The organism is Rhodoferax sp. WC2427, from assembly GCF_040822085.1.
Lineage (GTDB): Bacteria > Pseudomonadota > Gammaproteobacteria > Burkholderiales > Burkholderiaceae_C > Rhodoferax_B.
In genome coordinates this window covers 2,706,226-2,731,809 of the sequence record NZ_CP162006.1, presented here as the reverse complement: position 1 = coordinate 2,731,809, position 25,584 = coordinate 2,706,226, and the positions used below count along the sequence as shown (strand labels likewise).

Below are 25,584 nucleotides of genomic sequence, written 5' to 3'. Positions count from 1 at the left end.
GCGGTTTGTATCTGGATATGTCTGACAATCCGCCCATGAGCCCACCTACACCCGCCTATTCCCTCAACCCGGACACCGAACTCATGGAACTGCTGGACCGCGTCGCCCAACGCGATGCCCTTGCCCTCAAAGCCCTGTACGAGCACACCTCGTCCAAGCTCTACGGCCTGGCGGTGCGCGTGGTGGGCAACCGCGAATGGGCCGAAGACGTGCTGCAAGAGGCCTTCATGACCATCTGGCGTGCTGCCGGCGACTACCGCGCCACCCTCAGCCCGCCCATGGCCTGGCTGGGGCTGATCGTGCGCAGCCGCGGGCTGGACTTTTTGCGCCGCCGCACGGCCGACCGCAGCGGCGTGACCCAGGAGCTCGACGAAGTCATGGCCGAAACGCTGGAGGGCGACAGCCCCAACCCCATGGACACCACCCACGCCAGCCAGCAGGCCTGGGCGCTGCACCAGTGCATGGGCCGGTTGGACAACCGCCAGCGCGAAGTGGTCAGCCTGGCCTACCTGCGCGACCTGAGCCATGGCGAACTCGCCGAACAACTCAAGCTGCCGCTGGGCACGGTGAAGACCTGGATCCGGCGCGGGCTGGAGCAGTTGCGCACCTGCATGGCCCGGTTTGCCTGAGGAGCGCACCATGCATTTGCCCCAACACCCTGAACTCCTGGACAAACTGGCTGCCAGCTACGCCCTGGGCACGCTGCGCGGTGGCGCCCGGCGCCGTTTTGAAACCCTGGCCCGCGAACAGGCCCCGGTGCGCGCCGCCGCCCTGATCTGGCAGGCCCGCATCGGCAGTGTGGCCGAACTGCAAATCCCCGCCCAGCCCGCCCCGGCGGTGTGGACGCGCATTGACAACCTGGTGCAGGCCGACGTAGAGCGCCAGGCCATGCGCGATGCCCATGCAGTCCCGCCTGCCGCTGGCGGCTGGTGGCGGAACCTGTTCGTCTGGCGCGGCGCGGCGGCGGCCGGTGTGGCTGCGGCCATCGTCGCCATGGTGCTGGGTGTGGACCAACGCACCCAACTGGGCACCCAGATCGCCAGCCTGCAAACCCAGCTGCTGGCCACCCCGCAAATCAAATACGTGGCCGTGCTGGCCGACGGCAAGGCCGACCCTTCCATGCTGGTGACCTTCGATGCCCGCAGCAACAAGCTGCTGCTGCAGCGCGTGGGCGGCTACCAGGAAGCCAGCGACAAGTCGCTGCAGCTGTGGGCCTTGCCACCCCAGGGCGGGCCGCGTTCACTGGGCGTGCTGGGCACCGACAAGCTGCTGCGCCTACCGGCGGGCGAGGGCGACGTCCAGCAAGTCCCCACCCTGGCTATCAGCCTGGAGCCCAAGGGCGGTGTGCCTAGCGCGGGCGGGCCGACTGGGCCGGTGCTGTTTACGGGGGCTTTGATTCAGAAGATGCTGTAGGGCTTTGGGATGGAAATAGCTGCTAGCGCCCGTGGAGTAGGCGTGAGAAGCTCTTATTTTGATAGTGGAAAAGTGTAGCGGGGTGGTTTTTATTGCGATCCCTGGCCGGGAGTTGCGCCCGGCGGCGCAGTACCTTTTCTTTGTGTGGCCAAAGAAAAGGCACCAAAAGAAAGGCCACCCCCACTGTCTCCGCCCTCCGCTGTCGCTGCGGGAACCTGCGGTGCTCACTTTGTGCGGGGTCTGGCTAAACTCGCTGCGCTCAAACAACGCCAGCCCTTTTCCGCCCAAAGCTGCGCTCCTCGGCTGCGACAGAGGGGGACCCCGAATGCGGGATCGGGGGCGCGCAGCGCCCCATCGTGCCTAGGGCACGAAACTGGGATCGGCACGCCAGCCGATAGCCGAATCGATTGCACAACCACCAACACCGACCAGCTCGCGCCCTAGGCGCGATGCCCGGCTGCGCCGGGCCGATCCCGCTCCCCGGGGTCCCCCTCTGCAATGCGCCGAGGAGCGCAGCTAGCGATGGACCAGGGCTGGCGTTGTTTGAGCGCAGCGAGTTTAGCCAGACCCCATCGGTGGCGAGCACCGCAGGTTCCCCGGCGCGAGAGCGACGGGGCGCTGGCAGTGGGGGTGGCCTTTTCTTTGGTGACTTTCTTTTGGCCAAGCAAAAGAAAGTTACTGCGCCGCCGGGCGCACATCCCGGCCAGGGATCGAAATAAAACCCCACCCGCTACACTTTTCCACTATCAAAATAAGAGCTGCTACCGCCCATTCCATCAGCGCAAGCAGCCCATTCAACACCTAAAAACACCCCAAAAACTCAACAACACCGCCCCACACGCCCCTTGCCCCCGTACCGCGCCTCCTGGCGCTCACGGAAGAAGGCTTCGTAGCCCATCACCGGCTGGTCGGGGTGCTGGCTGCGCTGGTGGGCGACGTAGGTGTCGTAGTTGGGCACGCCCACCATTAGGCGGGCGGTCTGGCCCAAATAGCTGCCCAGGTTCTGGCCCAGGCTGGCGAGGTCTTTAAACACGGGCGCGGGCGTTGGGGGCGGTCATGCGCACCGGCATCACCACGGGCGCACCGGTTTCGCGGGTGGTGGGCTTGCTGGCGCGCAGGGCGGCCAGGCAGGCGCGGATGCCGTAGAACAGGATGCTGACGACCACCACCATGAAGAAGGCGCATAGCGTGGCGTCGATGTAGTCGTTGACGATCACGCGGTGCATGTCCTCCAGGGCCTTGGCGGGGGCCAGCAGCTTGCCCTGGTCGAGCGCGTCGCGGTACTTGGCGGCGTGGGCCAGGAAGCCGATCTTCGGGTTCGCATCGAACAGCTTTTGCCAGCCAGCCGTCATGGTGCAAATCAGTAGCCAGGCGGCGGGCAGCATGCTCACCCAGGCGTAGCGCTCGCGCTTCATCTTGAACAGCACCACGGTACCCAGGATCAGCGCCACGCTGGCCAGCATCTGGTTGGAGATGCCAAACAGCGGCCACAGGGTGTTGATGCCGCCCAGCGGATCGACCACGCCCTGGTACAAAAAGTAGCCCCAGGCGGCCACGCACAGGCCGGTGGCCAGGCCGCTGCTGATCCACGAGTCGGTCTTCTTGAGCGAGGGCACAAAGGTGCCCAGCAGGTCTTGCAGCATGAAGCGCCCGGCGCGGGTGCCCGCGTCTACCGCGGTGAGGATGAACAGGGCTTCAAACAAAATGGCAAAGTGGTACCAGAAGCCCATCATGGCCTTGCCGCCCACCATGTGCGAGAAGATCTGCGCCATGCCCACGGCCAGCGTGGGTGCGCCCCCGGCGCGCGAGATGATGGTGGTTTCACCCACGTCCTGGGCGGTTTGCAGCAGCATCTCGGGCGTGACCACAAAGCCCCACTGCGAGATCACCTGCGCGGCGCTCTCGGCCGTGGGGCCCAGCACGGCCAGCGGGCTGTTCATTGCAAAGTACACGCCCGGCTCGATGATGGACGCGGCCACCAGGGCCATGATGGCCACAAACGACTCCATCAGCATCGCGCCGTAGCCGATAAAGCGGGCCTGGGCCTCGTTTTCCAGCAGCTTGGGCGTGGTGCCCGAAGAAATGAGCGCGTGAAAGCCCGACACCGCGCCGCAGGCGATGGTGATGAACAAAAACGGAAACAGGCTGCCCGCCCACACCGGGCCGCTGCCGTCCACAAAGCGGGTGACGGCGGGCATCTTCAGGTCGGGGGCAATCACCACGATGCCAATGGCCAGCGCCAGAATCGCGCCGATTTTCAAGAAGGTGGACAAATAGTCGCGCGGGGCCAGCAGCAGCCACACCGGCAGCACGGAGGCAATGAAGCCGTAGGCAATCAAGATCCAGGTGAGCTGTTTGCCGTCAAAGGTGAACAGCGGTGCCCACTCGGGGCTGGCTGCCACCTGGCCGCCACCGACGATAGAGGCGATCAGCAGCACAAAGCCGATCACCGACACCTCGCCAATCTTGCCGGGCCGGATATAGCGGGTGTACACGCCCATGAACAGCGCCAGCGGAATCGTGGCCGCCACTGTGAACGTGCCCCAGGGGCTGTCAGCCAGCGCCTTGACCACGATCAGCGCCAGCACCGCCAAAATGATCACCATGATCATGAAGGTGCCAAACAAGGCGATCACGCCGGGCACCGCGCCCAGCTCCGACTTGATCAGGTCGCCCAGCGAGCGGCCATCGCGCCGGGTCGAGATGAACAGCACCATGAAGTCCTGCACCGCCCCGGCAAACACTACGCCCGCCAAAATCCACAGCATGCCGGGCAGGTAGCCCATTTGCGCGGCCAATACCGGGCCCACCAGCGGGCCGGCCCCGGCAATCGCTGCAAAGTGGTGGCCAAACAGCACGTATTTGTTGGTGGGCACGTAGTCCAGTCCGTCATTGAGCCGCACCGCGGGGGTAGGGCGGTCGGGGTCCAGCTTGAGCACCGTATCGGCAATGAACAGGCTGTAGTAGCGGTAGGCAATCAGGTACACGGCAATCGCCGTGGCCACCACCCACAGGGCGTTGACGGTTTCGCCCCGGTGCAGCGCAATGGTGGCCAGCGCCCCCGCGCCCCCCAGGGCTACCAGCGCCCACAGGGCGTGCTGGGTCCAGCTTTTTGTCGGAGTGTGCATGCTCTTGTCTCGTTGTTAAAAATGAACTCCATGAGTATTCATTCCGCGACACGCCAAGGCATTGGTGCTAGTGCGGAGCGCCGCTCTGTGTGAATACGTAAGCGTTTTCCCTAGACCCCGGCGGTCTACCATTGGCATTCAAACCGAAAGGATGGCGATGCGTTTACGGTGGAAAGTGCTGCTGCTGGCCGCCGTGCCGCTGCTGCTGGCGATGGCGGCGGTGGCCTGGACGGTGCGCCAGCAGTCCGACCAGTTGGCCCAGGCCCAGATTGCGGCGGTGCAGCCCATCCTGCTGCAGGCCCGCAAGGACGAACTGGCGCATTTTGTGCGCGTGGGCCTGCGCGCCATCGCCACCCTGGTGGAGCAAAAAGGCGACGTAGCCGCCGCCCAGCAGCAGGCCCTGGCGCTGCTGCGGCGCATGGACTTTGACGAAGACAACTACTTTTTTGTCTACGACCAGAACGGCAACAGCCTGATGCACCCGCGCCTGCCGCAGCTGGAAGGGCGCAGCCAGTGGGAGCTACGCGATGCCGCGGGCGGCCTGACCATCCAGCAGCTGGTGGCCCGGGCCCAGGGCGGCGGCGGCTTTGTGGACTACCCCTGGAACCGGCCCTCCACCCACCGCGTGGAGCGCAAGCTGGGCTATGTGGAATTCATCCCGGCCTGGGGCTGGGTGGTGGGCACCGGCCTGTACCTGGACCACCTGCAGGAAACCCAGGCGCTGATCACCAGCTCCACCGCGGCGGCCATTGTGCAAACCCGCAACCAGATACTTTTGATAGCACTCGCCGCCCTGCTGCTGGTCGCTGGGGGCGGATTTGCCTTGAATTTGGTGGAGCAGCGCGCCGCCGATGCCCGGCTGCGCGCTATGGCCCAGAAGGTGGTGCTGTCGCAAGAGGCCGAGCGCTCCCGCGTGTCGCGCGAGCTGCACGACGGCATCAGCCAGTGGCTGGTGTCGGTGAAGTTTGTCTTCGAGTCGGCCCTGGTGCAGGTGCAGCGCGGGCAGGCCGATGCACCGGCCACGCTGCGCAGCGGGCTGGACTTGATGCAGGGTGTGATGCGCGACGTGCGCCGCATCTCGCACGACCTGCGCCCCACACTGCTGGACGACGTGGGCCTGGCCGGTGCCGTGGCCCAGATTGCCCGCGAATTCGGCGAGCGCACCGGCATCGCGGTGGATACCCGGGTGGACACGCTGCCGCAGCTGCCCGACGCCGTGGCCACCGCCGTGTTCCGGGTGCTGCAAGAGGCGCTGGGCAATGTGGAAAAACACGCCCAGGCCCGCCAGGTGGTGCTGCAACTGCGGCATGGCACTGCAGGCCTGCACCTGGCGCTGCACGACGATGGCCGCGGTTTTGACGTGCAGGCCAGCCAGCGCCAGGTGCGCGAGGGCCTGGGCCTGACCCACATGCGCGAGCGCATCGCCACCCTGGGCGGGCAGTTCAGCCTGCAGTCAGAGCCCGGTGCGACCGTACTTACCGCCCATCTACCCCCGGAAGCCTTGAAGTTGTGACATCCCCCGCTACGCGCCCCCCCATCAAGCTGCTGATCGTGGACGACCACCCCATCGTGCTGCACAGTCTGGTCAGCCTGCTCACCACCTACGGCCCGCCGGTGCAGGTGGTGGCCCAGGCCCGCAGCGCCGAAGAAGCCCTGGTGCTGGCCGAGCAAAGCCAGCCCGACATCGTGCTCACCGACCTGCGCATGCAGCCCACCAGCGGCATCACCCTGATTGAGCGCCTGAGCGCGCGCCAGCCGGGCATCCGCTACGTGGTGTTTACCGCCTCCACGCAAGACGAGCACATGCTGCAGGCCTTTGATGCGGGTGCCGCCGGTTTTGTGGTGAAAGAGTCCGAGGTGGAGGTGATCGTCCAGGCCATCGAGGCGGTGATGGGCGGCTCCACCCACTACCCCGCGGGGCTGATGCGCGCCCTGGAGCGCCGCCAGCAGCAGCCCAGCCTCACGGCCCGCGAGGCCGAAGTGCTGGCCCTGGTGGCCCAGGGGTTGACCAGCAAGGAGATTGCGCGCTTTCTGGGCATCGACTTTCGCACCGTGGACGCCCACCGCGCCAACATCCGCCAGCGCTTCCACCTGGACAGCAGTGCCGCGCTGCTGCGGTTTGCGATGGAAAACAGCAAAAATTGAAGAAATTGCTATCGAATAAAGAGCTGCTCACGCTGATGGAATGAGCGCAGGGTGCCGATTGGATGCCTTGAATTTTGCTATGGTTTCTGGGCCAAAGCCTTGTCGATGGCCGCCAGCAGCTTGGGGCTGTCGGGCCCGGTCATGGAGTTGTAGCTGTCCACCACCTGGCCCTTGCGGTCGATCAGGTACTTGTAGAAGTTCCAGCGCGGTTCCTGGCCGGTGGCCTTGACCAGTTGGGCGTAAAACGCATTTTTGCCCGCGCTCGACACGACCGACTTGCCCATCATCGGGAACTTCACGCCATAGGTGTTGTAGCAGAAGTCGGCAATTTCCTTGGAGGTCTTGGCCTCTTGCGCGAAGTCGTTGGACGGAAAGCCCAGCACCACCAGGCCCTTGTCTTTTTGTTTGGCGTACAGCGCCTCCAGCCCCTCGAACTGGCCTGCAAAGCCACAGTAGCTGGCGGTGTTGACCACCAGCACCACACGGCCAGCGTACTGGCACAGGTTCTGCGGCGCTTCGTCTTGCAGGCGCGGGAACTGGTGCTGCAGCACGGCGGGGCAGGAAGCGGGTGGGGTGGCGCTTTGGGCGGCGGCAGGCAGGCTGCTGGCGGCCAGCGCGAAGGTAAGGGCGTAGAAAGTGGGGTGCATGGCGGGCTCCTGGTGTGCCGCTAACTCTAGTGCTTTTGCATCAGCGCAGCATGGCCAGGGGTTGTTGCAAAGCTGGTGGCGAAGGCGATGAAAGCCTGCAGCGCCGGGGTGGTCTGCTTGTGGCGCGGCACGATGAGGTGGCATTGGCGCTGGATGGCGGGCAGCGGCGTTTGCAGGCAGCGCAATTGCCCGGCCGCCAGCTTGTCCTGCACCACCCAGCGCGACAGGCAGGCAATGCCCAGGCCGTGCACGGCGGCTTGCTGCATGGCCTCGGAACTGTTGAGTTCGATGCTGCGCCGGTAGGCGTGCAGGTGCGGCAGCAGCGCCTGGTCGGTGGTTTCGCGGGTACCGGAGCCGGGCTCGCGCAGCAGCCACACGGCTTCGCGCAGGCCGTCCAGCGTGGCGATATTTTCTTGGGCTAGCGGATGCGTGGGTGCGGCCACCAGCACCAGCGTGTCCTGCAGCCAGGGCGTGACTTGCAGCGTGGCCTCGTGGCAGGCCCCTTCGATCAGGCCCACGTCCAGCGCAAAGTCGGCCACCGCGCGGGCTATTTGCCCGGTATTGCCGATCTGCACCCGGGACTGCCAGGCGCTGGCCTGGGCCGCTGCCTGCCAGGCCGCCCAGCCACCCAGCAGCGGCGGCAGCACGTAGTTGCCGATGGTGGTGCTAGCCCCGATGCGCAGCGACTGGGCCTGGTCGCCACCATCGCGCGCCATCTGCTCGATGCCCGCCGCCCCGTCCAGCAAGGCCAGCGCGCGCGGCAGCAGGGCGCGGCCGTTGTCGTTGAGCAACAGGCGCTTGCCCACGCGGTCAAACAACTGCAGCGACAGCAGCCGCTCCAGCTCGGTCACGGCCGAGCTGGTGGCCGACTGCGACAGCGCAATCGCCAGGCTGGCCGCCGTGGTGCTGCCACCCTGGGCCACGGCCACAAAAATCTGCAGTTGGCGCAGGGTCAGGCGCAGGACATCCATGGCGGCGGGGCTTTCTATATAACGATTGTGTAGATACATATTACAGAAACAAGCTGTTGGACGGTTTGAAGAGGGCTCTTTACAGTCCGCTCCATTCCCTGAAACCACCCCACCCGCCACATGACCGCCACGCTTCTCACACCCATATTTGCCCCTGGTTTGCGCCTCTTGCCGGGGCTGGCGCTGTGCGCGGTGTTGGCGGCCTGTGCCATGGTGCTGGGCGATCTACCCAGCTTCCAGGCGCACGGACTGGGCGTGCTGACCCTGGCCATCGTGCTGGGCATGCTGGTGGGCAACACGGTCTACCCGCGCTGGGCCGGGGCCAGTGGTCCCGGGGTGCATGTTGCCAAGCAGCGCCTGTTGCGCCTGGGCGTGGTGCTGTACGGCCTGCGCCTGACCACCCAGGACATGGCCAGCGTGGGCCTGGCCGGGGTGCTGGTGGATGCGCTGGTGCTGGGCTCCACGTTTGCGCTGGCCTGCTGGGTCGGCACCCGTTGGCTGGGCTTGGACCGCAACACCGCCATGCTGGTCGGCATGGGCAGCGCGGTCTGCGGCGCCGCCGCGGTGATGGCCACCGGGCCGGTGCTGCGTGCCCGGGCCGAGCAGGTCACGGTGGCGGTGGCCACGGTGGTGGTGTTTGGCACGCTGGCCACCTTTGTCTACCCGCTGCTGTACGCCTGGAACCTGCAGGCGCAGTGGGTGCCGGGCGGCGCCCACGGCTTTGGCATCTACACGGGCTCCACCATCCACGAGGTGGCGCAGGTCGTGGCCGCGGCCCGCGCCATCGGGCCCGAGGCGGCCGATGCCGCGGTGATCGCCAAGATGGTGCGGGTGATGATGCTGGCCCCGGTGCTGCTGGCGCTGTCGGCCTGGCTGGCCCGCGAGGGCGCCCACACACCGGCACAAGCGGCGCCGCAGCCGCTGGCGATCCCGTGGTTTGCTGTGGGCTTTGTCGGCATGGTGCTGTTCCATTCGCTGCAGTGGCTGCCCGTATCCGTGGTGGCGGTGGGCAACCAGGTGGATACGGTGCTGCTGGCCATGGCCATGGCGGCCCTGGGCCTATCGACCCAGCTGGGCGCCATCCGCCGCGCGGGTGTACGGCCGCTGTTGCTGGCCGGACTGCTGTTTGCCTGGCTGGTGGTCGGCGGGGCGGGCATCCAGCATGGGGTCGCAGAAATTATTTCTGCGCCGGCGGGAATAAACCGCTGACACTTTGCGTCTACCCAGGCATAGGCGCTCTTGCCTGGTTTTACCCAAGGAGTTCAACACCATGTTCACCAAATCCTTTGCTGCAGCCCTTTTGCTCGGCTGTGCGGCACTGGCCGCCAGCGCCGCCGATGCACCCGCCAAAATGGCCGGTGGTGTGCTGGTCGGCCCCAATGGCATGGCGCTGTACACATTTGACAAAGACATGGCGGGCAACGGCAAAAGCGCCTGCAGCGGCCCTTGTGCCACTCTGTGGCCGCCGCTGATGGCCAGCGCCGCCGACCAGCCCGTAGACGGCTTCACCCTGGTCACCCGCGACGACGGTGGCAAGCAGTGGGCCTACAAGGGCAAGCCGCTGTACTACTTCCAGAACGACAAAGCCGCCACCGACCGCATGGGCGATAACTTCAAGGATGTTTGGCACCTGGCGAAATAAGGGACCGATGCCCCAGGACGACCTGCAACTCCTCAGCGCCGTGCCGCGCCTGCGCCGCTACGCGCGGGCCCTGGTGCGCAACCGCGAAGATGCCGACGACCTGGTGCAAGACACCCTGGAGCGCGCCTGGACCAAATCCGGCCTGTGGCGCGGTGTGGCCGACATGCGCGCCTGGCTGTTCGGCATCATGCACAACCTGCACGCAGACGGCCAGCGCCGCCCCCGGCTGGCCACCGTGGATCTGGACGATGCCATGCCCGAGAGTCCTGTCGCGGGCAGCCACAGCGAGCGCCTGGATGTGCTGGACCTGCAGGCCGCCCTGGCCTTGCTGCCGCACGAGCAACAAGAGGTCCTGCTGCTGGTGGCGCTGGAAGACATGGCCTATGCCGACATCGCCAGCACCCTGGGCATCCCCATCGGCACGGTGATGTCGCGCCTGTCGCGTGGCCGCGAGCGCCTGCGCGCCCTGATGGAAGGCCGCGCCGAACCGGTGCACCTGAAAGTTGTCCCATGACCCCCGAGCACCCCCCGATCACCGAAGCCGAGCTGCAGGCCTATACCGACGGCCAGCTGGCCCCCGAGCGCCAGGATGCTGTGCAGGCCTACCTGGCCCAGCACCCCGACGAAGCCCGGCGCCTGGCCGCCTACCGTGCCCAGACCCGGGGCCTGCGCACGCTGTTCGCCCCGGTGCTGGCGGAAACCCTGCCGCCGCGCCTGGTCCGGGCAGCGCTGCCCCGTGTGCCCACCACGCCCTGGTACGGCCAACGCCTGGCCGCGGGCGTGGCGATTGCCGTGGTCAGCGCCGCATCGGCCTGGTTTGTGCGCGGCCATGTCGAGCCGACGCTGGCGCTGGCTCCGCAGGCGGCACAGCCCGCGCTGACCGGTTTTGCCCTGCGCGCCGCTGTGGCCCATGTGGTGTTCAGCCCCGAGGTACGGCACCCGGTGGAGGTCAGCGCCGACCAGGAGCAGCACCTGGTGGCCTGGCTGTCCAAGCGCCTGGGGACGGCGGTCACCGTGCCCAGCCTGCAGCCCATCGGCTATGCGCTGCTGGGCGGGCGTTTGCTGCCCGGTGACAGCGGGCCAGTGGCCCAGTTCATGTACGCCGATGCCAGCGGCCAGCGCCTCACGCTATACCTCACGCACGAAGCGCCCACGCTGCCCCACCAGCCCGCCACCGCCTTCCAGTTCGGCCAGGACGGCCCGGTCAACGTCTTCTACTGGGTGGACAAAAGCTTTGGCTACGCCTTGTCGGGCAGCGTGCCCAAGCCTGAGCTGGCGCGCGTGGCCCACGAGGTGTACCGGCAGCTGGTGCCGGGCGGAGCGGGCTTATCGGACAAATAGCGCAATCAAGATGATGATGGGGATGGGAATTCCGATCAGGTACAAAAGCAGTGAACGCATGCTGTTCTCCAAAAAATTTAAAAGGTCGGGGGACGGAGTGGTTTAGAGATCGCGCTGGCGGCCGCCGTAGGTGGCGACCCAGCTGGACACAAAGGCCCCCATCAGCAGCGCAATGAACAGCCACAGGGCGGCGTAGGCCGACAGCTTGCGGCTCTTCTCTACGGCCTCCAGTGCGGTGGTCTTGGCGCTGTGCAGTTGGGTCTGCATCTGGGTATAGACGGTGTTGACGCGCTTTTCGGCGTCTGCCTGCGGCAAGCCGGTGCGCTGTGCCACCAGCTGGGCCACGTAACGCGCATCGGCCGGGGGCAGGGTGGTGGCTTGCAGGTTGGTGGCAAAAATGCGGCCGACCTCGATCAGCGGGGCTGCCGAGACAGGGTCTGCCACCGCTGCATCCCCTTCCTTGCGGAACAAGCTATCGACAAAATAGCCCATGGGGGTGTCTGCGCTGTCGGCTTTGGCCACCAGTTGCGCGCCAGCCGCGGCCGCGGTGCCCACGGCCTGTGCGCCACTGCCGAGGATGGAGCCCACGGCCGAGGCCAACAAGGTCACCGTCGCCAGCGAGGCAATCGCCCAGGCCAGAAAGCCATGCGCGGTGTCGCGAAAGTACACCTCGTCGCTGTGCGTGTGGGCCCAGCGCTGCCGCAGCCGCCCGGCCAGGTAGCCGCCAAACGCCGAAGCCGCCACCTGGGTCACCGTGATCCACACCACGGTGGAGGTGCCAAAGGTGCTGGCGCTGACCCCATCCCGGGCCCAGGGCGACACCGACGACAGGCCCAAGCCCACGCCCAGCATCAGCAAGATCAGCGACAGGGCCGCCGCGGCAGCAGCACCCGCCAGGATCGCCCCCCAGGACACGGCGCTGGCCGTGGGGACGGTGGTGGCCAAGCTGCCGAGGTCATCGGCTGTGGCAGGGTAGGGGCGGCTCATACAGGTCTCCAGAAGTTGTGTGGAGCGATGATTGCCGAGCGCCCGCCCGCCTGCTGTCAGACAGTTTGGGTAAGCTGTGTAGGAAAAATACCGGTGTGCCGGGCCGGTGCTGCTGCGCTATGTATTTTGATGGTGAGGCGCAGGCGGGATGCGCGCCAGCGGCCGGTTTTTCTTAAACCGGGCGGCGCATCTGGAACAGCTGCTCCGGCCCGATGTGGAAGTAGTCTGCCGGGCCGCCGCCGCGCAGAATATGCCCGGCGCGGGCCGTGTCGTACACCCCGTCTTTGAGCAGCGCGGTGTCGATGTGCACCGCCACCACCTCGCCCAGCACCAGCCAGGTCGGCACCTTGTCGCCGTTGGCGGCCTGCAACTGCACAATCTGCGTGGTGCGGCACTCGAACGCCACCGGGCTCTCCCGCACCCGCGGCACCGCCACCAGCTGCGATGCCACCGGGGTCAGCCCTGCCAGCCCGAATTCGCTTACCTCCGGCGGCACGGCGGCACAGGTCTGGTTCATGGCCTCGGCCAAGGTGCGCGTCGCCAGGTTCCACACAAACTCCCCGGTCGCCTCGATATTGCGCACCGTGTCTTTGTAGCCCACGCTGGCAAAACCAATGATGGGTGGCGTGTAGTTGAAGCCGTTGAAAAAGCTGTACGGCGCCAGGTTCAAGGCCCCCGTGGCGCTGTGCGAGGCAATCCAGCCGATGGGCCGGGGCCCGACGATGGCGTTGAACGGATCGTGCGGCAGACCGTGGCCGTGGCGGGGTTGGTAGGAGTGGATGGGCATGGGTGGTGGCTAAGTCAAGCCCAAAAGCGCGGCTCTGGACAAGGGATTGCGGTGCTGGTGAAAGCCCGACAGCACGTTCACCGTGTCGCCGTCGATGGCACAAAACAGCGCGTAGGGAAAGCGGGTGAGATTGGCCCGCCGGACTTCCAGTTCCACACAAGGGCAGAGATAGGGGTTGCGGGCCAAAAATCTGTCGGTGCGTTCCAGTTCGGCCAGAAAGTCTTCGCCCATTTTGATGTGCGACTGGCCATACCACTGGAAGGCCTCGGCCACTTCCAACTGGGCCAAGGGCTTGTAGATGACCTGACCTAGGCAGAGGTGGCTAGTCGGGCTTTCAGCTGGGCAAAATCCAGGCCCTGCTCATCGGGGTGCGCCCGGTGGTGGGCCAGCCGCGACCGGAGCTCTGCACGTTGGGCCTCGGTGAGCAAAGCGCCGGAGGCCTCGCTGTCGGCGCTGACGATCAAGGCTTCGCTCAGCGAGCGCTTTTCAGCGCTGCTCAGGTTCTCGAGTTCTTGCAAGATGTGGGCGTTCATGGCAAAACATTACCACATTGGGTCTCACATTGGGCAGCAGATTACGCCGCAGGACCCGCGCCGTTGACCAGCACGTCTTCAAACTCGGCCAGCTCCAGTGCGATGGCGGCGTATTTCTTGGACTTGGCTTTGTTGTCGGCCCACTGGAGGGTGGCGGCTTCGAGGTCGGCCTTGTAGTGGGCCAGGGCGGCTTGCTTGATTTTGGGGGTCACGGACTTGTCGGCGCTGGACCACAGGTCGATCAGTTCGCCCAGGCCGTTGTCGAAGTCGTCGTAGGTCTCAAGGGGAATCCATTGGCCGTTGGGGTCGAACATGTGTGCTTTCGGTAATTGCATTTACTGCGGGGTGAATTGGACATAAAAAAAGCACTTAACCGGGAGGGGTAAGTGCTTTTTTTGTTTCTGGCTCCCGGTCCGAGAGTCAGTACGAACCGGGCGAGTGGAGATTCTACGTCCTCAGATTTGGCCGAAAATTTTGCGTATGGCTGCTTGACTCTAGATTTACTGCAGAAACGCTGCAGAGTCGTCCGAGAGTCACTACGAATCTTTTTGCGCTGCTAAAGTGCCACTTTTGCAAGAAAAGGGCGGAAATGAAGACTTTGGCGGTGGTTTTAGTACTGTTTTGCGCAAATTCATTTGCCGAGCCTTTGAAGGATTTCGAGGCCCTGGTGTCGCAATGCCGCCAATCTTTTGAAAATCGGTCCGTGGTGGAGGTCGATTTCGTTGAAAGAAATAAAAATTGGGTGAAGCGTGTGTGGTCGCCCATGAAATCGACCTATGACGTAAAGCGAACCGACTCGTTGGTATCACCGTTTTCTGCCTTCCTTGAACTCACCGACTCTGCTGCCTTTGGTACAGCGCCCGATGCACTCGCTGCCAATGATCTTGATGTACCTGCCGATGGCAAAGGCATCATGCAGATTCGTCGCCTGGATTTCGCGTACCAAGATCGAGCTTGGGTTCTTACCGGTGGTCGATCCTCCATTGCATTTCGCCGTGTGGCTGGTGGCCCGTTTGTCCCTGATGGGTACACCGACCTGACCCGTGACCAGGTTTTAAAGGGGACTGGGCCGATTGCACGATGCTTTTCACTGGGCCGCTAATTGACTTTGCTTGTTTTGCCCTATCGGGCTGACTACATTGGGGCTGCGCTGTAGGCAGCGTGTCTCCTTGACCCGATAACGGTCAATTTGGGCGGTGGGGCTTGGCTCTGCTGCCCATTTTTTTGCCAAATTACCCCCCTTTTTTTGGCGTGCCGTCTGGCCGACCATGGCCGCCTATGGCACAGGACTGGACGGCTCCACTCGATACGGTGAACTTTCGCTGCGGCGGGTGTCGGCACGCCTGGGAGGCGCAGCCGGACCTGATCGAGGACGCGCCGGACGACGAGCACCACCCGCACCGGTACTTTGCTACCTGCCCGCGCTGCCAGCGCGAGCACCAGCCGCAGGCGGCCTGGGCGCGCAACCTAATGCGGGCGCACCAGGCGGCTACCGGGCCGCGCACGGCCGAAGGCCTGGCCAAGGTGGGCCAGAACCTGGCGGGTCACCCCAACAGCGAAGCGCAGCGGCGCACCCGGTTCAACGCCATGAAGCACGGCATGGCGGCCAAGACGGCCACCTACTTTCCGGCCAAGCCGGACGGTTACAGCTTTTGCGCGCAGTGCGAGGTAAACCGTGGATGGTGCGAAGGCCAGGCGGCATGCGTCAAACAGACCGAGATTTTCATGCTGCACCACGCCGCCTTCGAGTCGCGCAACCCGCGCGTGCTGGCCGGCGTGCACGCCGACTTGCAAGCGGGGCTGACGGCCATGCTGCAGATGCTGATGCAGGGCGTGCTGGCCGACGGCGTAACGCTGAAGGTGCCCAAGGTCGAACTAGACCGGGAGGGAAATTGCGTCACGTTGTCCTATCTGGATGAATTCGGTGAACGCCGCAATGTGTACGAGCTCAGCGCGCACCCGGCCTTGAAGTCGATTACCGATTTTGTGAACCGCCTGGGCCTGAGCATGAACGACCTGGGCATGACGGCGCGCACCGCCGACCCCGAGGATGAGAAGGGTGGCGGGGTGTTGAAACTGGATGCCGAGACCCAGGAAACCCTGCAGGGCTTCGGCAAGCGCATGGAGCTGGCCATGGGCACTGCCCGCGAAATGCTGGCCCGGGCACACAAAACGACCCAGGAAGACCCTGTGCTGGTGGCACACGAGGCGCGGGAGGGCAAAACGTGAAGAAGCCCAACCCATGCCAGGTCTGCCAATACAAACCCAGGCCACAGCTACCCGCTGGTGAAAACCATCTATGGGAGTGCTCACACATCGAGTGCCCCCACCGCCACAAGGTCACGGCGGCACCGAGTGACCAAATTCCCCAACCAAAGGACTGAAAAATGCATTACCGAAATGGCCGCGAGGCAAAGAACGGCGACAAGATCGTGAAACTGGACGGAGGGAAGGTTGTTTCTTTCGGCGTGCTTCACAGCGCGACGCCTGGAAATGACTATTGCAACGGCAACATCGCGGCAATCCAACAGCCGAATGACTATGCCTGCATGGTTGACTGTATCCATGTGGACGACCTGGCCGCGGTATTGGCCGAAAAGGGCTTGGATAAGCGCCCCGAAGGTAAATAGTCCAGCGACGTACTGACATGCGCAACACCGCAGCCGACCGCCGTAAAAGCTCCATCGTGGCCGAGCGCGAGATCATGCGTTTTGCTGTGCCGGATGCGGTGACCGGCCTGCGGCCGCACGCCCTGTGGCACAAGCACGTGCACAACGTCGAGCTAGACCCGATGCAATGCCTGAAGATGCAGGAAATGGACCTCCACGACAACACCGTGGACTTCAGCTCACGGCGCACCGGCAAGACGTTCAATAAAGAGCTCTACAACCTGGAGATGCTGGCCACCGACTCGCACCAGCAGTGCGGCATCGTGGCACCGCGCATGCAGCAGAGCCAGAACAACCTGAACTACATGACGGACGCGATCAAGCGCAGCGAGATGCTGCGGGCGTTCATCAACTACGTGAACGGGCGCAGCCAGCTCAAGGACACCGGCTTCCAGTTCGTCAACCTGAGCATGTGCACCATCTACGGGATCATGAGTCAGATCGATGGCGACTCGCTGACCATTGGCAGCCTGGAAGAAATTGACGACATGCCCCAAGACCGGCTGATGAGCCGGTTTTTGCCCATGCTGGGAGCGGCGCGGAGGCCGGGAGTGGCGGCCAACACCGGCAAGTTCAAGCCGTCGATCCGTATCACCGGGGTGTACAAGGGCGCGGACGTGCTGCAGCGGCTGATCAACACCGGCGAGTACCACGTGCTGCCCGCCGTCAACATCCACCTGGGGGTGGAGATGGGCATGGTGGATGCCGCCTGGGCCAAGTCCATGCAGGCCCAGCAAAGCCCTGAAGAGTGGATCCGCCAGTTTTTGTGCAAAAACATCAAGGCCCGCAACTGGATCTGGGAAGAACATATCCGCCGGGCCTGCGCCCTGGGCCTGGAAGCAGGCCTACAGCGTGCCGAACCCCTGCCAGGCCAACGCTACAAACGCAGAGGCCTGATCGGCCTGGGCTACGACCACACCGGCCATGGCGAAACCCCCGAGGCCTCCAAAAGCGCGCTGGTGATCGTGGAAGTGATGGGCAACTGGCTGACCTTCCCCTATGTGAAGCTGTGGCCGCCCGGAACCAGCGATGCCACGCTGCGCCAGGACATCGTGGCCATTTGGGACTACTTTCGCCCGGATTACGCCATCGGCGATGCCTACGGCGTGGGCATGATGACCGCGGTGAACGACGACCTGTTCCGCCGCGGCCTGACCGAGATCAACCGCGAAACCGTGGCCGAGGGGCAAAGCAATGCCAGCGCCTGGGGCGGCTGGGCGTTTGCCCCCCTGCGCTTCGAGGGCATGACCAAACACGTGATGGCCAGCGCCGTGCGCGAGGCCTTCCACAACAACCGCGCCGCCTTTCCCTACGTAGACACCACCGACGACCGCGAAGACCCCGCCTGGCTGACCTTCATGCGCCAGCTGGGCAACATGAAAGCGCTGCCTACCCTGGCCAGCTACAGCAGCTTCCAGATGGTGGACCAAAAGGTGGGCGACGACTTGTTTGATGCCGTGTGCGCGGGCGTGTACGCCCTGCTGACGCGCGGCCTGGCCGACGCGCCGGTGGTGATCCAGCAGCGCAAGACCACGCGCGAAAGCCTGCTGGGTGAAGCGCCTGTGCTGTTGGGATATTGAGATTTAACTGGAGCGATCGATGGCACTGAAACACACACGGATCTATCAGCCTGACCCTACCAAACCACAGCCCGGCTCTTTTGAAGCGGAACACGTGGACGAGATGGGAAATCCACCGCCGTTGTGGGTTTATGGCGGGGCGGACGGGAAGACCATCGTTGGGATCAAGAAGCCAGACGGATCCCTGGTGGATGGGGGTGGGATTATCGTTTCGGCGATAGCTCCCAATAATGCCGACGGTCGTCCTGATGGCACGATCTACATCCAGACGGTATAAATCATGACGATTTATGCGAAGAAGGCTGGCACATATTCGCCAATTGTGGGCGTAAGCGTCAAGAAATCCAGCATTTACTCTGCGGCTGTTGGTATCTGGGTCAAAGTGCTGGGGGTTTATCAAGCAGTTATTTCCAATCTGCCCTCATTGCCAGCAAATGCGGGAACAGTCTCGATTACAGCAACAGGTCGCGTGAAAGGCTCCTACGGAACCTTGGTAGGCATCAGTTGCACGGCAGGCACCTCTATCGTTTTGACTGTTTATGACAATCCATATGCAGCATCAGGTGCCGTGCTGTTTACCGGCGCGCTATCTAGCGGCCAGTCTGCAACGCTTGCGACGAATCCGACGTATTGCCAGGACGGTATTTGGGCCGCATTCAGTGGGACAGCCACATTCGACTTTGTGATAGGGGCCTGAGCATGCTTGTAACTTCTGGAACTTTTACCGGTAACGGTGCGCGCCGCACCATAACTTTGGCATTCGCCCCCAAGGTCGTATTTATCAAAGGTGACCAGGCACTTCACGGAATGTTCCACACGCCAAATCAGTGGTGCGGGCGCTCTGTTGGAATGTCTAATTTGGAAAGCGGCAATAACCTGATTCGCATCGTCGGAAATACGATTCGCCTCGGAACCGACGCAAAAGTTGCGGCGAGTGGCGTTAACTTTATATGGGGCGCATTAGGTGAAGACACTACTGACGACTTAGAAACGCAATCTTGGCTTGGTCGTGGAGCTATCGCTTTACCGATCGCACTGCAAAAAGGATTTACCCCGAAAGCCATGTTTATCAAGCGCGATAATGCGTTGTCAGGCATTTTGCGCGTTTCGCCGCTTAACGGTGGGGCGGGGCGTGGCCTGGATGGGGCAACCCTGGCTGGGGAGCCTGTTACGGGAGTAACCTCGGGGCTAGTCACGCTTGCCGCGAGCGTCAACAACGTCAATCAGTACGACTCTGCGAACGGTATTGGCGAAGGCATTGATGGTGTTTTTGTCTCTAGTGCGTCTACAAGCTGCGAAGTAGTAGCATGGACCGGGACCGGATCTTCGGGAACTGTCACCATCGCAATGCCAAACCCGAAGTTCGCGTTTATCTACCGCGATGACGCTACGCAGACAAATCAAGCCCGGATTGCAGTGGTGGGCACAACGCTGCCCATGGGTGCGACAGCAGCAGTGGCAAACGATGCAGTATTAAATTCTGGGAATATTTCATTCAGCACAGGCTTTGGTGGCGTATCCGGAGTTCCATTTAAGGCCATTGTCTTTGGTGGCGTGGATGGAACTCCTGCTGAAGCGCCAACTATTATCACGTCGGGTAAAAAGGCCGTGTATCTGCCTGGCCGAGATATTGCCAGTGTCATTGATTGCGGCGTATCAGACGCTACGTTGAATATTTCTGGCGCCATGACAGTCGAGTGGTTTGGCATCCCTTTCGTGCCGGGTCTGTCCAACAAGATTGGGCAGTTAATCGGTCGAGGACTTGGCCCAATAGACACCGCCAATGGATATTCTTGGGCGTCGCTGCTGGTCGCAACAGATGAGACCACTACGGAGCTCTTTTGGCCAGGTGGGCAGTACATGGTTGTCCCGTTGCCGCAAATTGGCATAGGTAAACCCCTAGATACCTGCGCTTGGCGCACGGGGATTCTCGGGAAGTACGGTGCGGCGCAGCACGTTATCACTACCCACGATGGCGCGGGGGGGTGGAAACTAATTGTGAATGGGGTGCTTGTAAAGCAGCGCGTGAAGCCGCTGGCGACAAATATTGCATCAGTTTCAGGTCACCGTACCGGTATCGGTGCGTGGCAAAACGGCAGTGGCTGGGCCGACCCGTTGCGAATGGCATTTATTGGTGCCAGGGTTTACAACCGGCAATTGAACTTGTCAGAAGCCGCAACCCGTTTTTCTATCGCGGCACTAGGTTCCGCCGCTGCCGATGTGACCACTGGACTAGCAGAAGTATGGGATGCTAGTACCGCGTCGGGCACTTTGCTACCTGCACAAGTCAACACACAGAACAGCGGCACTATCGTCAATGGTCAGATAGTGATGCTTTAATCTTCCGCAGGAGCAGCGTAGCTAAAGTTTAGGTTTTGCTCGTTGCTCTTGCGATCGCCGTCGTCTCCAGAATAGGAGGAGAACACCACAGGCCCCTATTATTCCAAGGCCTGCAGCGCCCTCCTTTTTATGAGCGAATGCTGCCCCCGCAGTATTCGCGGCGCGATAGCGGACATCTGCCGGAATGCACCAACTAGTGGCGGAAGACTCAACTCGCCGCGCGAGTCGACCGCCGTAGGTAAAGTAATGGTTATCAGGAATACCAGGGTCAATATTTTTTTTGTCCAAACCTATTTCGATGTAGTTGAAGGAACCGCCGCGAAGTCCTTTTTTTGGTGTGTCGCAGCGCCAGCAATCTTCGCCGCCAAAATTACGCCACGTTTCGGTCCATTCCCACAGATTACCGCCCATGTCAGAAACCTTAAAATATCCTGAACCCTTGAAAACGCCAGACTCGCTCACGTAATAAGGAGCGCCTTCCCCCATAGTTTCATTTTGGAAATTCGCACCATTTTTAGATTCCATTGAATTTTCGGGTATGGCATCAACTCTTTCAGGATAAATCCAATATTTTGATAGCCCGGATTTTTCAGGATCGTAATAGGCGGCTTTGTACCATTCATCATCGTTGGGGATAAAGTACTTTGCATCTGGATTACGTGTAAGTAAATGCTTAATACTTTTATTATTTTTATAAGCGTTTAGTGCGGTAGTGTCATAGGCGCCAGTTGAAGAATTCCCTTCGGTGACCCCAAGCACTTGATCTCCAACAGGTTTGCCAAAATGCATCCAGTTGGCATACCGTGCAATCATGAACCAAGAGAGATATGCGACTGGTCTATTTTCATAGCCATTTTTTGAAGAATATCTATAAGTTTCCAAAGTTTTTTTTCGTTCTATGCCTCCGGCAATACCTGTTGACATGTCGTCAAGATATAGAAAATAAGTATCTCTGCTAGCTGCAACTGAGTTCAGAAAGTCTGAATATTCTTGATTAGTGATTTTGAATGCGGCTATTTCATACTCATTTGCCACACAGCCTCTGCCTGTTTGGAAATCGGAAGTATTACCGGGGATACTGATTCTTATCCATTTTTCAATTGGCACCGTTTTATTGGTTGTCTGCGCTGCTGAAACTGATTTTACGAATGGTTCACTGGTCTCTGCTGTTGCGCTCAAAGTCGCTGAGTCATTGCTTGGAGTTTTTTTTGCTATCCGAAATCCAAAGGAACTCAATTTTTTTGATGGTAGTTCGAGATCACGATAAGTGCTCGTGATGGTGTCGCCAGGCAAGAAGAGTGAACCTCCAAGCGCCATATTGCCGTCCGTTTCTACCCATTCCATTACATTTCCAGCTTGGTTTAAAGTACCAAGTGCGCTTGAGTTGCTCGTATATGCGTCAACTGCGGCAAGGTGTGGATATGGGATTGCCCACTGATCTGTGTAGTAGTTTGCGGATCTTGTGTTGGCGTTAGGAGGCCCAGCGATTGGCGGCGTGTCGCCGCCGGAGTCCCGGCTTATGATCTTGTTGATAGGGTTGTAGAAGCCCGCATATATCCATTCTCCGCAAGTCGGTAAAAAGTAAGTTGCATTTTTGTTTCTCTGCGGAGGTACTTTATTTGTTTCTAGGTCGGCCGTGTTGTAAGCCCCGTGGGTTGCATTTCCCTCCGTTGTTCCTAATTCACTGCGTCCTGTATTTGGTTTTCCATAACTTAGCCAGTTTAGGTATCTTATGGCATCAAACCAAGATATGAATGTTGCGGGTAGTTTTTCATACCCGTACTTTACGTAGAATATGGTTTCCTCGCCGACTTTCTTTGCGATAATTCCACCCCAAAAATGTTGCGATTGAATTTTCGTGTATAAATTGAACGGGTCGCCTTTCTTTGCGACAGAGTTCAAGAATTCAACATATTCCGTATTGCTTAATTCGTATTTGGAGATTTCATATGGATCTGTTGGGAATGTGCAATTTGTATGGCTTTTGTCTTTAATTTTTTCGGGAACTATTTTTACAAATTCGCTTTTGAATTTAAATTCCGCAGCGTGAGTAGTCCCGAATATTAGAAAAGTGAATGCCATCACTGAAACCTTGAAGACTTTACGCATAGGAATAAGTGAGAGAATAAGTGCGTTCGTTTCCAATGATCTTGATTGCGATACAAGCCTTAATTTCATTTCGTCCCCACAATAGTGGGTTGCCCCTGTTTGGTATGAGCATATTTTCTTCGAACGATGTCATTTAACCAAATGCGGATAGGAACATCGAAGAAACGGTGTAGTGACCATGCAAGTGAGAGAGCCACTACTAGGAATGCTGGCATCCAAATAATTCTGTCGATGCCCGCTTCTTCGGCTGCCCACGCGCAGATAAAAATAAGCGGATAGTGGATCACGTAAATCGCATATGACAGATCGCCCATCGCTTCGCTGGCTCTAAAGAAAGAGCGTGGTGGATTGAGCGTTGCCCCAACCCAAACCAATATTGGGGCAAGAATCACTACTACGGTAAGTTCGTAGGCCGCACCGAAGAGGTAGCCTTTTGGTGGCACACATAGTAGCGCGATCAGAACAACCATCGGAATCAATGCGATGCGGCTTTCGCGAGGCGGACTGTTGTGAACTCTTGCGAGGATGGCGCCTACGGTGAATGCGAATCCGGCCCTGATGAAGCCGAACCAAAGGCCTTCCCAACGAGGCCCATGGTTTATGCCATCACCAGAGACAGTAAGCCAAACAAGGGCGGTGCCAGTCAGCGCTGCAATAGCAACAAGAACTTTCACTGGAGCTTTGAAAAGAAATGCTGCATAGATGAGATTCACAGCAATCTCAAAAAACAAAGACCAGCCAGGCAGATTGAGCATGTACAGATCCATGCCTGGAATCGAGGGAAGCATGAAAGCTTCGGTGGCCAGGCTCAGCCAAACGTCTGTCGATGTCATCGCGTCGGGTCGTCCTAGACTGATTTGCCAAAGCCTGTGGGCAAGTGCAATAAACAACCCAACCGCGAAGAGGGGGTAGAGCCGGATGTAACGCAGGATGGCAAACCGCCAGAGTTCCAGCCCTGCCCTCAGTCTTGGATCGTAAGTCTTGGCGATCACAAAGCCGCTCAGTAGGAAAAAAAGGTCAACGGCGAGGTAGGCACTTTTAGCCTGTGAAAAGCCAACGTTCCGGAGATGGAAGATCACAACGAGGATTGCGGCGATGCCTCGCATGGCATCTAAAGTGATCAGCCGCTGATTTTTGTCGGACATATTTATTAGTTTCTAGAAGATGCGTAGGAGCAAAGTGACTGTAGCGCAGGCGTCGAAGCGCCTAACCCCATCCCTTTAGTTGGGATATTTCGACGACATCAATGTAACTATTCGTAAGATCTGCAAACTAAGTCACGGCAATTTTTCGACTGAGCGGGGAAAATTCGAGCGTTCATCTATCCAGGCATCCGCCGCAGCCTACCTTTTTTCACTCATGACAATTTCTTCCAAAGTACTTTTGGGCGTTCTTTTTGGCGGCGTTTTTTTTGGCGTAGCCCAGGCAACGCCTGTAAATTATGTTCCTACAGCGACCACCTATTTCGGCCCTGTATCCAGTCAAATAACAAATGCTCCATACGCCCGATTTTCCAATCAAGATTGGAACTGGAGTCAGGCTGCCTATAGTGGGGCATTCACTTCCGCCGCGTTAACCATTGGTGCAAATGATGTGGACCCAGGCGAATTTGACAACATCTATGCCTATGACTCAAATTCGGCCGGAGGAACATGGGTGCTTCTCGGTATGCTTACTGGAGGTGATAAGCTTTTCTCTGATACCAGCTTCACCCTTACAAGCAACTTTTTTGATGACATAGCGACCGGTCTAAAGTTGAGAATTGATATCGATGCAAGCAACTCCGGTTGGGGTGTGGCGCTTACCAACTCAGTTATCAATCTCACGGGAAGCAATTCCAATTCTGTACCGGAGCCTGGTTCACTAGCACTCGTCGGTCTTGGATTTGCAGGACTTTTGGCTAATCGTAGGCTCAAGCTGGTCTGACTTCGACAACATCAAGATCTGACTCGCCTCGGCGAGTTTTTTTGTTCGGCCACTGACAGTATTCCCATCCCCTGCCGGTGAACCCGTCAGTCTTCAGAGCCACCTTCGGGTGGCTTTTTCTTTGGCATCGGAGCTGCGTCGACAAGGTCACGCAGCCAGGCCCTGCCTGCTTCATCAATCTTTGCCCACTGGCCCGCAGTGAACCGCATGGACTTGGAGATAAGTCTTTGATCGTCTGGTGTGGCAGGGCGGCCAGGTTTGGGTTTTGATGTAGTCATTTCGTGATTTTATGCGCAGTTTTTGAGACTCATAAATGGCAGGTTGGTTTATTTTTGAGACTCATAAATTATCCTAATTGTTGAGTCTCAACAAATGGAGGGGTTTATGGGTCTTATGTCGAGGATTTTGGGGCGGGTGTCTCCACAGTGGCGCTCCCTCTCTGAGTGGTTGGATGTGTACCAAGAAATCATCAAACAGCGTGAGTACAACCCGCAAACCGTCAAGAACAAATCCATCTGTGTGCGCCATATTCGGCGGGGCCTGGGCAGCCACACGATGCGCAGCATCCGGCCCCATCACCTGACGACGGCCATCCGCAGTTTTTTGCCAGATCGAGCGCCTACTGCGCAGCGTGTGCTCGATGAGTTGCGTGATGTGTTTTCAGAAGCGGTGGCGAATGGCTGGATGGATTTGAACCCGGCGTTGCACGTCCGTCGCCCGGCGGCCAAGGTCAAACGCCAGCGCCTAACGTTAGAGCAGTGGCAGCAGATGCGGACGCTCGCCGCTGCGGGGTCCATCAAGTGGTTGGAGCCCATGCTTTTGCTGGCACTTGCAACTGGGCAGCGGCGGGCAGACCTTTGCAAAATGCGCTTCGATGATGTGAGCGATGGATACCTTCACATCGAGCAGCAAAAAAAAGCGGGCAAGCCACATGGCGCGCGGGTAGCGCTGCCGCTGTCGTTGCGCCTTGATGCAGTCGGCCTGACTTTGGGCGAGGTGATTGAACTATGCCGCTTTTATGCAAAGGCAGGTCCGACGCTTTTGCGAAAAAAGAACGGCGCAGCATTTGAGCGCCCCGACATGCTCAGCTATCGCTTTGAAGAGTGCATCAACAAAATAGGTACGTGGCTCCGCGGTGTCCGCCCCAGCTTGCATGAATGCCGATCGCTGGCTGAGCGGCTTTATCGCAAGCAGGGTATCGATACCCAGACGCTGCTGGGACACAAGCACCAGTCTATGACCGACCGCTACAACGATGATAGAGGGCTCAGCGTGGGTGAGTGGAAGCGGTTGGTTCTGACTACCTGATAGACCATTTGGTTGCCGGATTACCCCCCTTTTTTTGGCGCGAAAACTGTCCGACGAT

Annotated in this window: 28 protein-coding genes; 17 read left to right on the top strand and 11 right to left on the bottom strand. The window is 60.4% G+C overall.

Going from position 1 to position 25,584, the window contains the following annotated elements; translation table 11 throughout:
* Window positions 1-35: 35 nt before the first annotated feature.
* Window positions 36-629: an RNA polymerase sigma factor gene (locus tag AB3G31_RS12940; RefSeq protein WP_367846493.1), complete on the top strand. Its 594-nt coding sequence runs from the start codon at window positions 36-38 to the stop codon at window positions 627-629.
* A gap of 10 nt (window positions 630-639) precedes the next feature.
* Window positions 640-1,413: an anti-sigma factor gene (locus AB3G31_RS12935; protein ID WP_367846492.1), complete on the top strand. Its 774-nt coding sequence runs from the start codon at window positions 640-642 to the stop codon at window positions 1,411-1,413.
* 820 nt (window positions 1,414-2,233) lie between these two features.
* Here the strand turns inward: AB3G31_RS12935 and AB3G31_RS12930 are convergent.
* Window positions 2,234-2,380: a YbdD/YjiX family protein gene (locus AB3G31_RS12930; RefSeq protein WP_367850344.1), complete on the bottom strand. Its 147-nt coding sequence runs from the start codon at window positions 2,378-2,380 to the stop codon at window positions 2,234-2,236.
* A 58-nt stretch (window positions 2,381-2,438) separates the two neighbouring features.
* Window positions 2,439-4,541 carry a carbon starvation CstA family protein gene (locus AB3G31_RS12925; RefSeq protein ID WP_367846491.1) on the bottom strand — a complete coding sequence of 701 codons (2,103 nt, stop codon included), beginning with the start codon at window positions 4,539-4,541 and terminating at the stop codon, window positions 2,439-2,441.
* A 157-nt stretch (window positions 4,542-4,698) separates the two neighbouring features.
* Between AB3G31_RS12925 and AB3G31_RS12920 the strand changes: the two genes are divergently transcribed.
* Both AB3G31_RS12920 and AB3G31_RS12915 read left to right on the top strand, forming a co-directional pair.
* Window positions 4,699-6,054: a cache domain-containing protein gene (locus AB3G31_RS12920; protein ID WP_367846490.1), complete on the top strand. Its 1,356-nt coding sequence runs from the start codon at window positions 4,699-4,701 to the stop codon at window positions 6,052-6,054.
* Window positions 6,051-6,686, top strand: coding sequence for a response regulator transcription factor (locus tag AB3G31_RS12915; protein WP_367846489.1), 636 nt, complete (start codon window positions 6,051-6,053; stop codon window positions 6,684-6,686). The genes AB3G31_RS12920 and AB3G31_RS12915 overlap by 4 nt, the downstream gene beginning before the upstream one ends.
* A 77-nt stretch (window positions 6,687-6,763) precedes the next feature.
* Here AB3G31_RS12915 and AB3G31_RS12910 read toward each other — a convergent pair whose 3' ends face one another.
* Together AB3G31_RS12910 and AB3G31_RS12905 are read right to left on the bottom strand one after the other, a co-directional pair.
* Window positions 6,764-7,333: a glutathione peroxidase gene (locus tag AB3G31_RS12910; RefSeq protein ID WP_367846488.1), complete on the bottom strand. Its 570-nt coding sequence runs from the start codon at window positions 7,331-7,333 to the stop codon at window positions 6,764-6,766.
* A gap of 26 nt (window positions 7,334-7,359) precedes the next feature.
* Window positions 7,360-8,304: a LysR family transcriptional regulator gene (locus AB3G31_RS12905; RefSeq protein WP_367846487.1), complete on the bottom strand. Its 945-nt coding sequence runs from the start codon at window positions 8,302-8,304 to the stop codon at window positions 7,360-7,362.
* Window positions 8,305-8,424: 120 nt separating this feature from the next.
* Here AB3G31_RS12905 and AB3G31_RS12900 point away from each other — a divergent pair, with 120 nt between their 5' ends.
* The 4 genes from AB3G31_RS12900 (at window position 8,425) to AB3G31_RS12885 (ending at window position 11,287) form a co-directional block, all read left to right on the top strand.
* Window positions 8,425-9,513 (top strand): YeiH family protein, encoded by a 1,089-nt coding sequence (locus AB3G31_RS12900; RefSeq protein WP_367846486.1) that lies wholly within the window; start codon window positions 8,425-8,427, stop codon window positions 9,511-9,513.
* Between the two features lie 61 nt (window positions 9,514-9,574).
* Entirely contained in the window at window positions 9,575-9,946 is a 372-nt protein-coding gene (locus tag AB3G31_RS12895; RefSeq protein ID WP_367846485.1) for a hypothetical protein, read from the top strand.
* 7 nt (window positions 9,947-9,953) lie between these two features.
* Window positions 9,954-10,460 carry an RNA polymerase sigma factor gene (locus AB3G31_RS12890; protein ID WP_367846484.1) on the top strand — a complete coding sequence of 169 codons (507 nt, stop codon included), beginning with the start codon at window positions 9,954-9,956 and terminating at the stop codon, window positions 10,458-10,460.
* Window positions 10,457-11,287: an anti-sigma factor gene (locus tag AB3G31_RS12885; RefSeq protein WP_367846483.1), complete on the top strand. Its 831-nt coding sequence runs from the start codon at window positions 10,457-10,459 to the stop codon at window positions 11,285-11,287. Before AB3G31_RS12890 ends, AB3G31_RS12885 begins: the two co-directional genes overlap by 4 nt.
* Before the next feature lie 102 nt (window positions 11,288-11,389).
* Here the strand turns inward: AB3G31_RS12885 and AB3G31_RS12880 are convergent, their stop codons facing one another.
* The 5 genes from AB3G31_RS12880 to AB3G31_RS12860 all read right to left on the bottom strand — a co-directional run bounded on the left by AB3G31_RS12880 (window position 11,390) and on the right by AB3G31_RS12860 (window position 13,908).
* Window positions 11,390-12,274, bottom strand: coding sequence for a hypothetical protein (locus AB3G31_RS12880; RefSeq protein WP_367846482.1), 885 nt, complete (start codon window positions 12,272-12,274; stop codon window positions 11,390-11,392).
* A gap of 172 nt (window positions 12,275-12,446) precedes the next feature.
* A complete protein-coding gene (locus tag AB3G31_RS12875) occupies window positions 12,447-13,061 on the bottom strand; it encodes a flavin reductase family protein (RefSeq protein ID WP_367846481.1) in 615 nt (204 codons plus the stop codon).
* A gap of 9 nt (window positions 13,062-13,070) precedes the next feature.
* Entirely contained in the window at window positions 13,071-13,349 is a 279-nt protein-coding gene (locus AB3G31_RS12870) for a hypothetical protein (RefSeq protein ID WP_367846480.1), read from the bottom strand.
* A gap of 20 nt (window positions 13,350-13,369) precedes the next feature.
* Window positions 13,370-13,594, bottom strand: a complete 225-nt coding sequence (locus tag AB3G31_RS12865; RefSeq protein WP_367846479.1) for an addiction module protein — start codon at window positions 13,592-13,594, stop codon at window positions 13,370-13,372.
* A gap of 41 nt (window positions 13,595-13,635) precedes the next feature.
* Window positions 13,636-13,908 (bottom strand): hypothetical protein, encoded by a 273-nt coding sequence (locus AB3G31_RS12860; protein ID WP_367846478.1) that lies wholly within the window; start codon window positions 13,906-13,908, stop codon window positions 13,636-13,638.
* Window positions 13,909-14,183: 275 nt separating this feature from the next.
* On the opposite strand from AB3G31_RS12860, the gene AB3G31_RS12855 reads away from it, so the two are divergent.
* From AB3G31_RS12855 to AB3G31_RS12825, 7 genes are all read left to right on the top strand, one after another.
* On the top strand, window positions 14,184-14,696 hold the full coding sequence (locus AB3G31_RS12855) for a hypothetical protein (RefSeq protein ID WP_367846477.1): 513 nt from the start codon (window positions 14,184-14,186) through the stop codon (window positions 14,694-14,696).
* Window positions 14,697-14,872: 176 nt separating this feature from the next.
* Window positions 14,873-15,823 (top strand): hypothetical protein, encoded by a 951-nt coding sequence (locus AB3G31_RS12850; RefSeq protein ID WP_367846476.1) that lies wholly within the window; start codon window positions 14,873-14,875, stop codon window positions 15,821-15,823.
* A gap of 158 nt (window positions 15,824-15,981) precedes the next feature.
* Window positions 15,982-16,224, top strand: a complete 243-nt coding sequence (locus AB3G31_RS12845; protein WP_367846475.1) for a hypothetical protein — start codon at window positions 15,982-15,984, stop codon at window positions 16,222-16,224.
* 17 nt (window positions 16,225-16,241) lie between these two features.
* A complete protein-coding gene (locus AB3G31_RS12840) occupies window positions 16,242-17,843 on the top strand; it encodes a hypothetical protein (protein WP_367846474.1) in 1,602 nt (533 codons plus the stop codon).
* Window positions 17,844-17,862: 19 nt separating this feature from the next.
* On the top strand, window positions 17,863-18,120 hold the full coding sequence (locus AB3G31_RS12835) for a hypothetical protein (RefSeq protein ID WP_367846473.1): 258 nt from the start codon (window positions 17,863-17,865) through the stop codon (window positions 18,118-18,120).
* 3 nt (window positions 18,121-18,123) lie between these two features.
* Window positions 18,124-18,540: a hypothetical protein gene (locus tag AB3G31_RS12830; protein WP_367846472.1), complete on the top strand. Its 417-nt coding sequence runs from the start codon at window positions 18,124-18,126 to the stop codon at window positions 18,538-18,540.
* Between the two features lie 2 nt (window positions 18,541-18,542).
* Complete coding sequence (locus AB3G31_RS12825) at window positions 18,543-20,183, top strand: hypothetical protein (RefSeq protein ID WP_367846471.1); 1,641 nt, start codon at window positions 18,543-18,545, stop codon at window positions 20,181-20,183.
* Window positions 20,184-20,204: 21 nt separating this feature from the next.
* On the opposite strand, the gene AB3G31_RS12820 is transcribed toward AB3G31_RS12825, so the two are convergent.
* Together AB3G31_RS12820 and AB3G31_RS12815 are read right to left on the bottom strand one after the other, a co-directional pair.
* Window positions 20,205-22,292: an SUMF1/EgtB/PvdO family nonheme iron enzyme gene (locus AB3G31_RS12820; RefSeq protein ID WP_367846470.1), complete on the bottom strand. Its 2,088-nt coding sequence runs from the start codon at window positions 22,290-22,292 to the stop codon at window positions 20,205-20,207.
* Window positions 22,293-22,357: 65 nt separating this feature from the next.
* Window positions 22,358-23,437 (bottom strand): acyltransferase family protein, encoded by a 1,080-nt coding sequence (locus AB3G31_RS12815; RefSeq protein WP_367846469.1) that lies wholly within the window; start codon window positions 23,435-23,437, stop codon window positions 22,358-22,360.
* A gap of 79 nt (window positions 23,438-23,516) precedes the next feature.
* On the opposite strand from AB3G31_RS12815, the gene AB3G31_RS12810 reads away from it, so the two are divergent.
* Both AB3G31_RS12810 and AB3G31_RS12805 read left to right on the top strand, forming a co-directional pair.
* Window positions 23,517-24,218, top strand: coding sequence for a PEP-CTERM sorting domain-containing protein (locus tag AB3G31_RS12810; RefSeq protein ID WP_367846468.1), 702 nt, complete (start codon window positions 23,517-23,519; stop codon window positions 24,216-24,218).
* 453 nt (window positions 24,219-24,671) lie between these two features.
* The gene (locus tag AB3G31_RS12805) at window positions 24,672-25,526 is read left to right on the top strand and encodes a tyrosine-type recombinase/integrase (protein WP_367846467.1); all 855 of its coding nucleotides are present in this window, start codon (window positions 24,672-24,674) and stop codon (window positions 25,524-25,526) included.
* The last annotated feature ends 58 nt before the right edge of the window (window positions 25,527-25,584 follow it).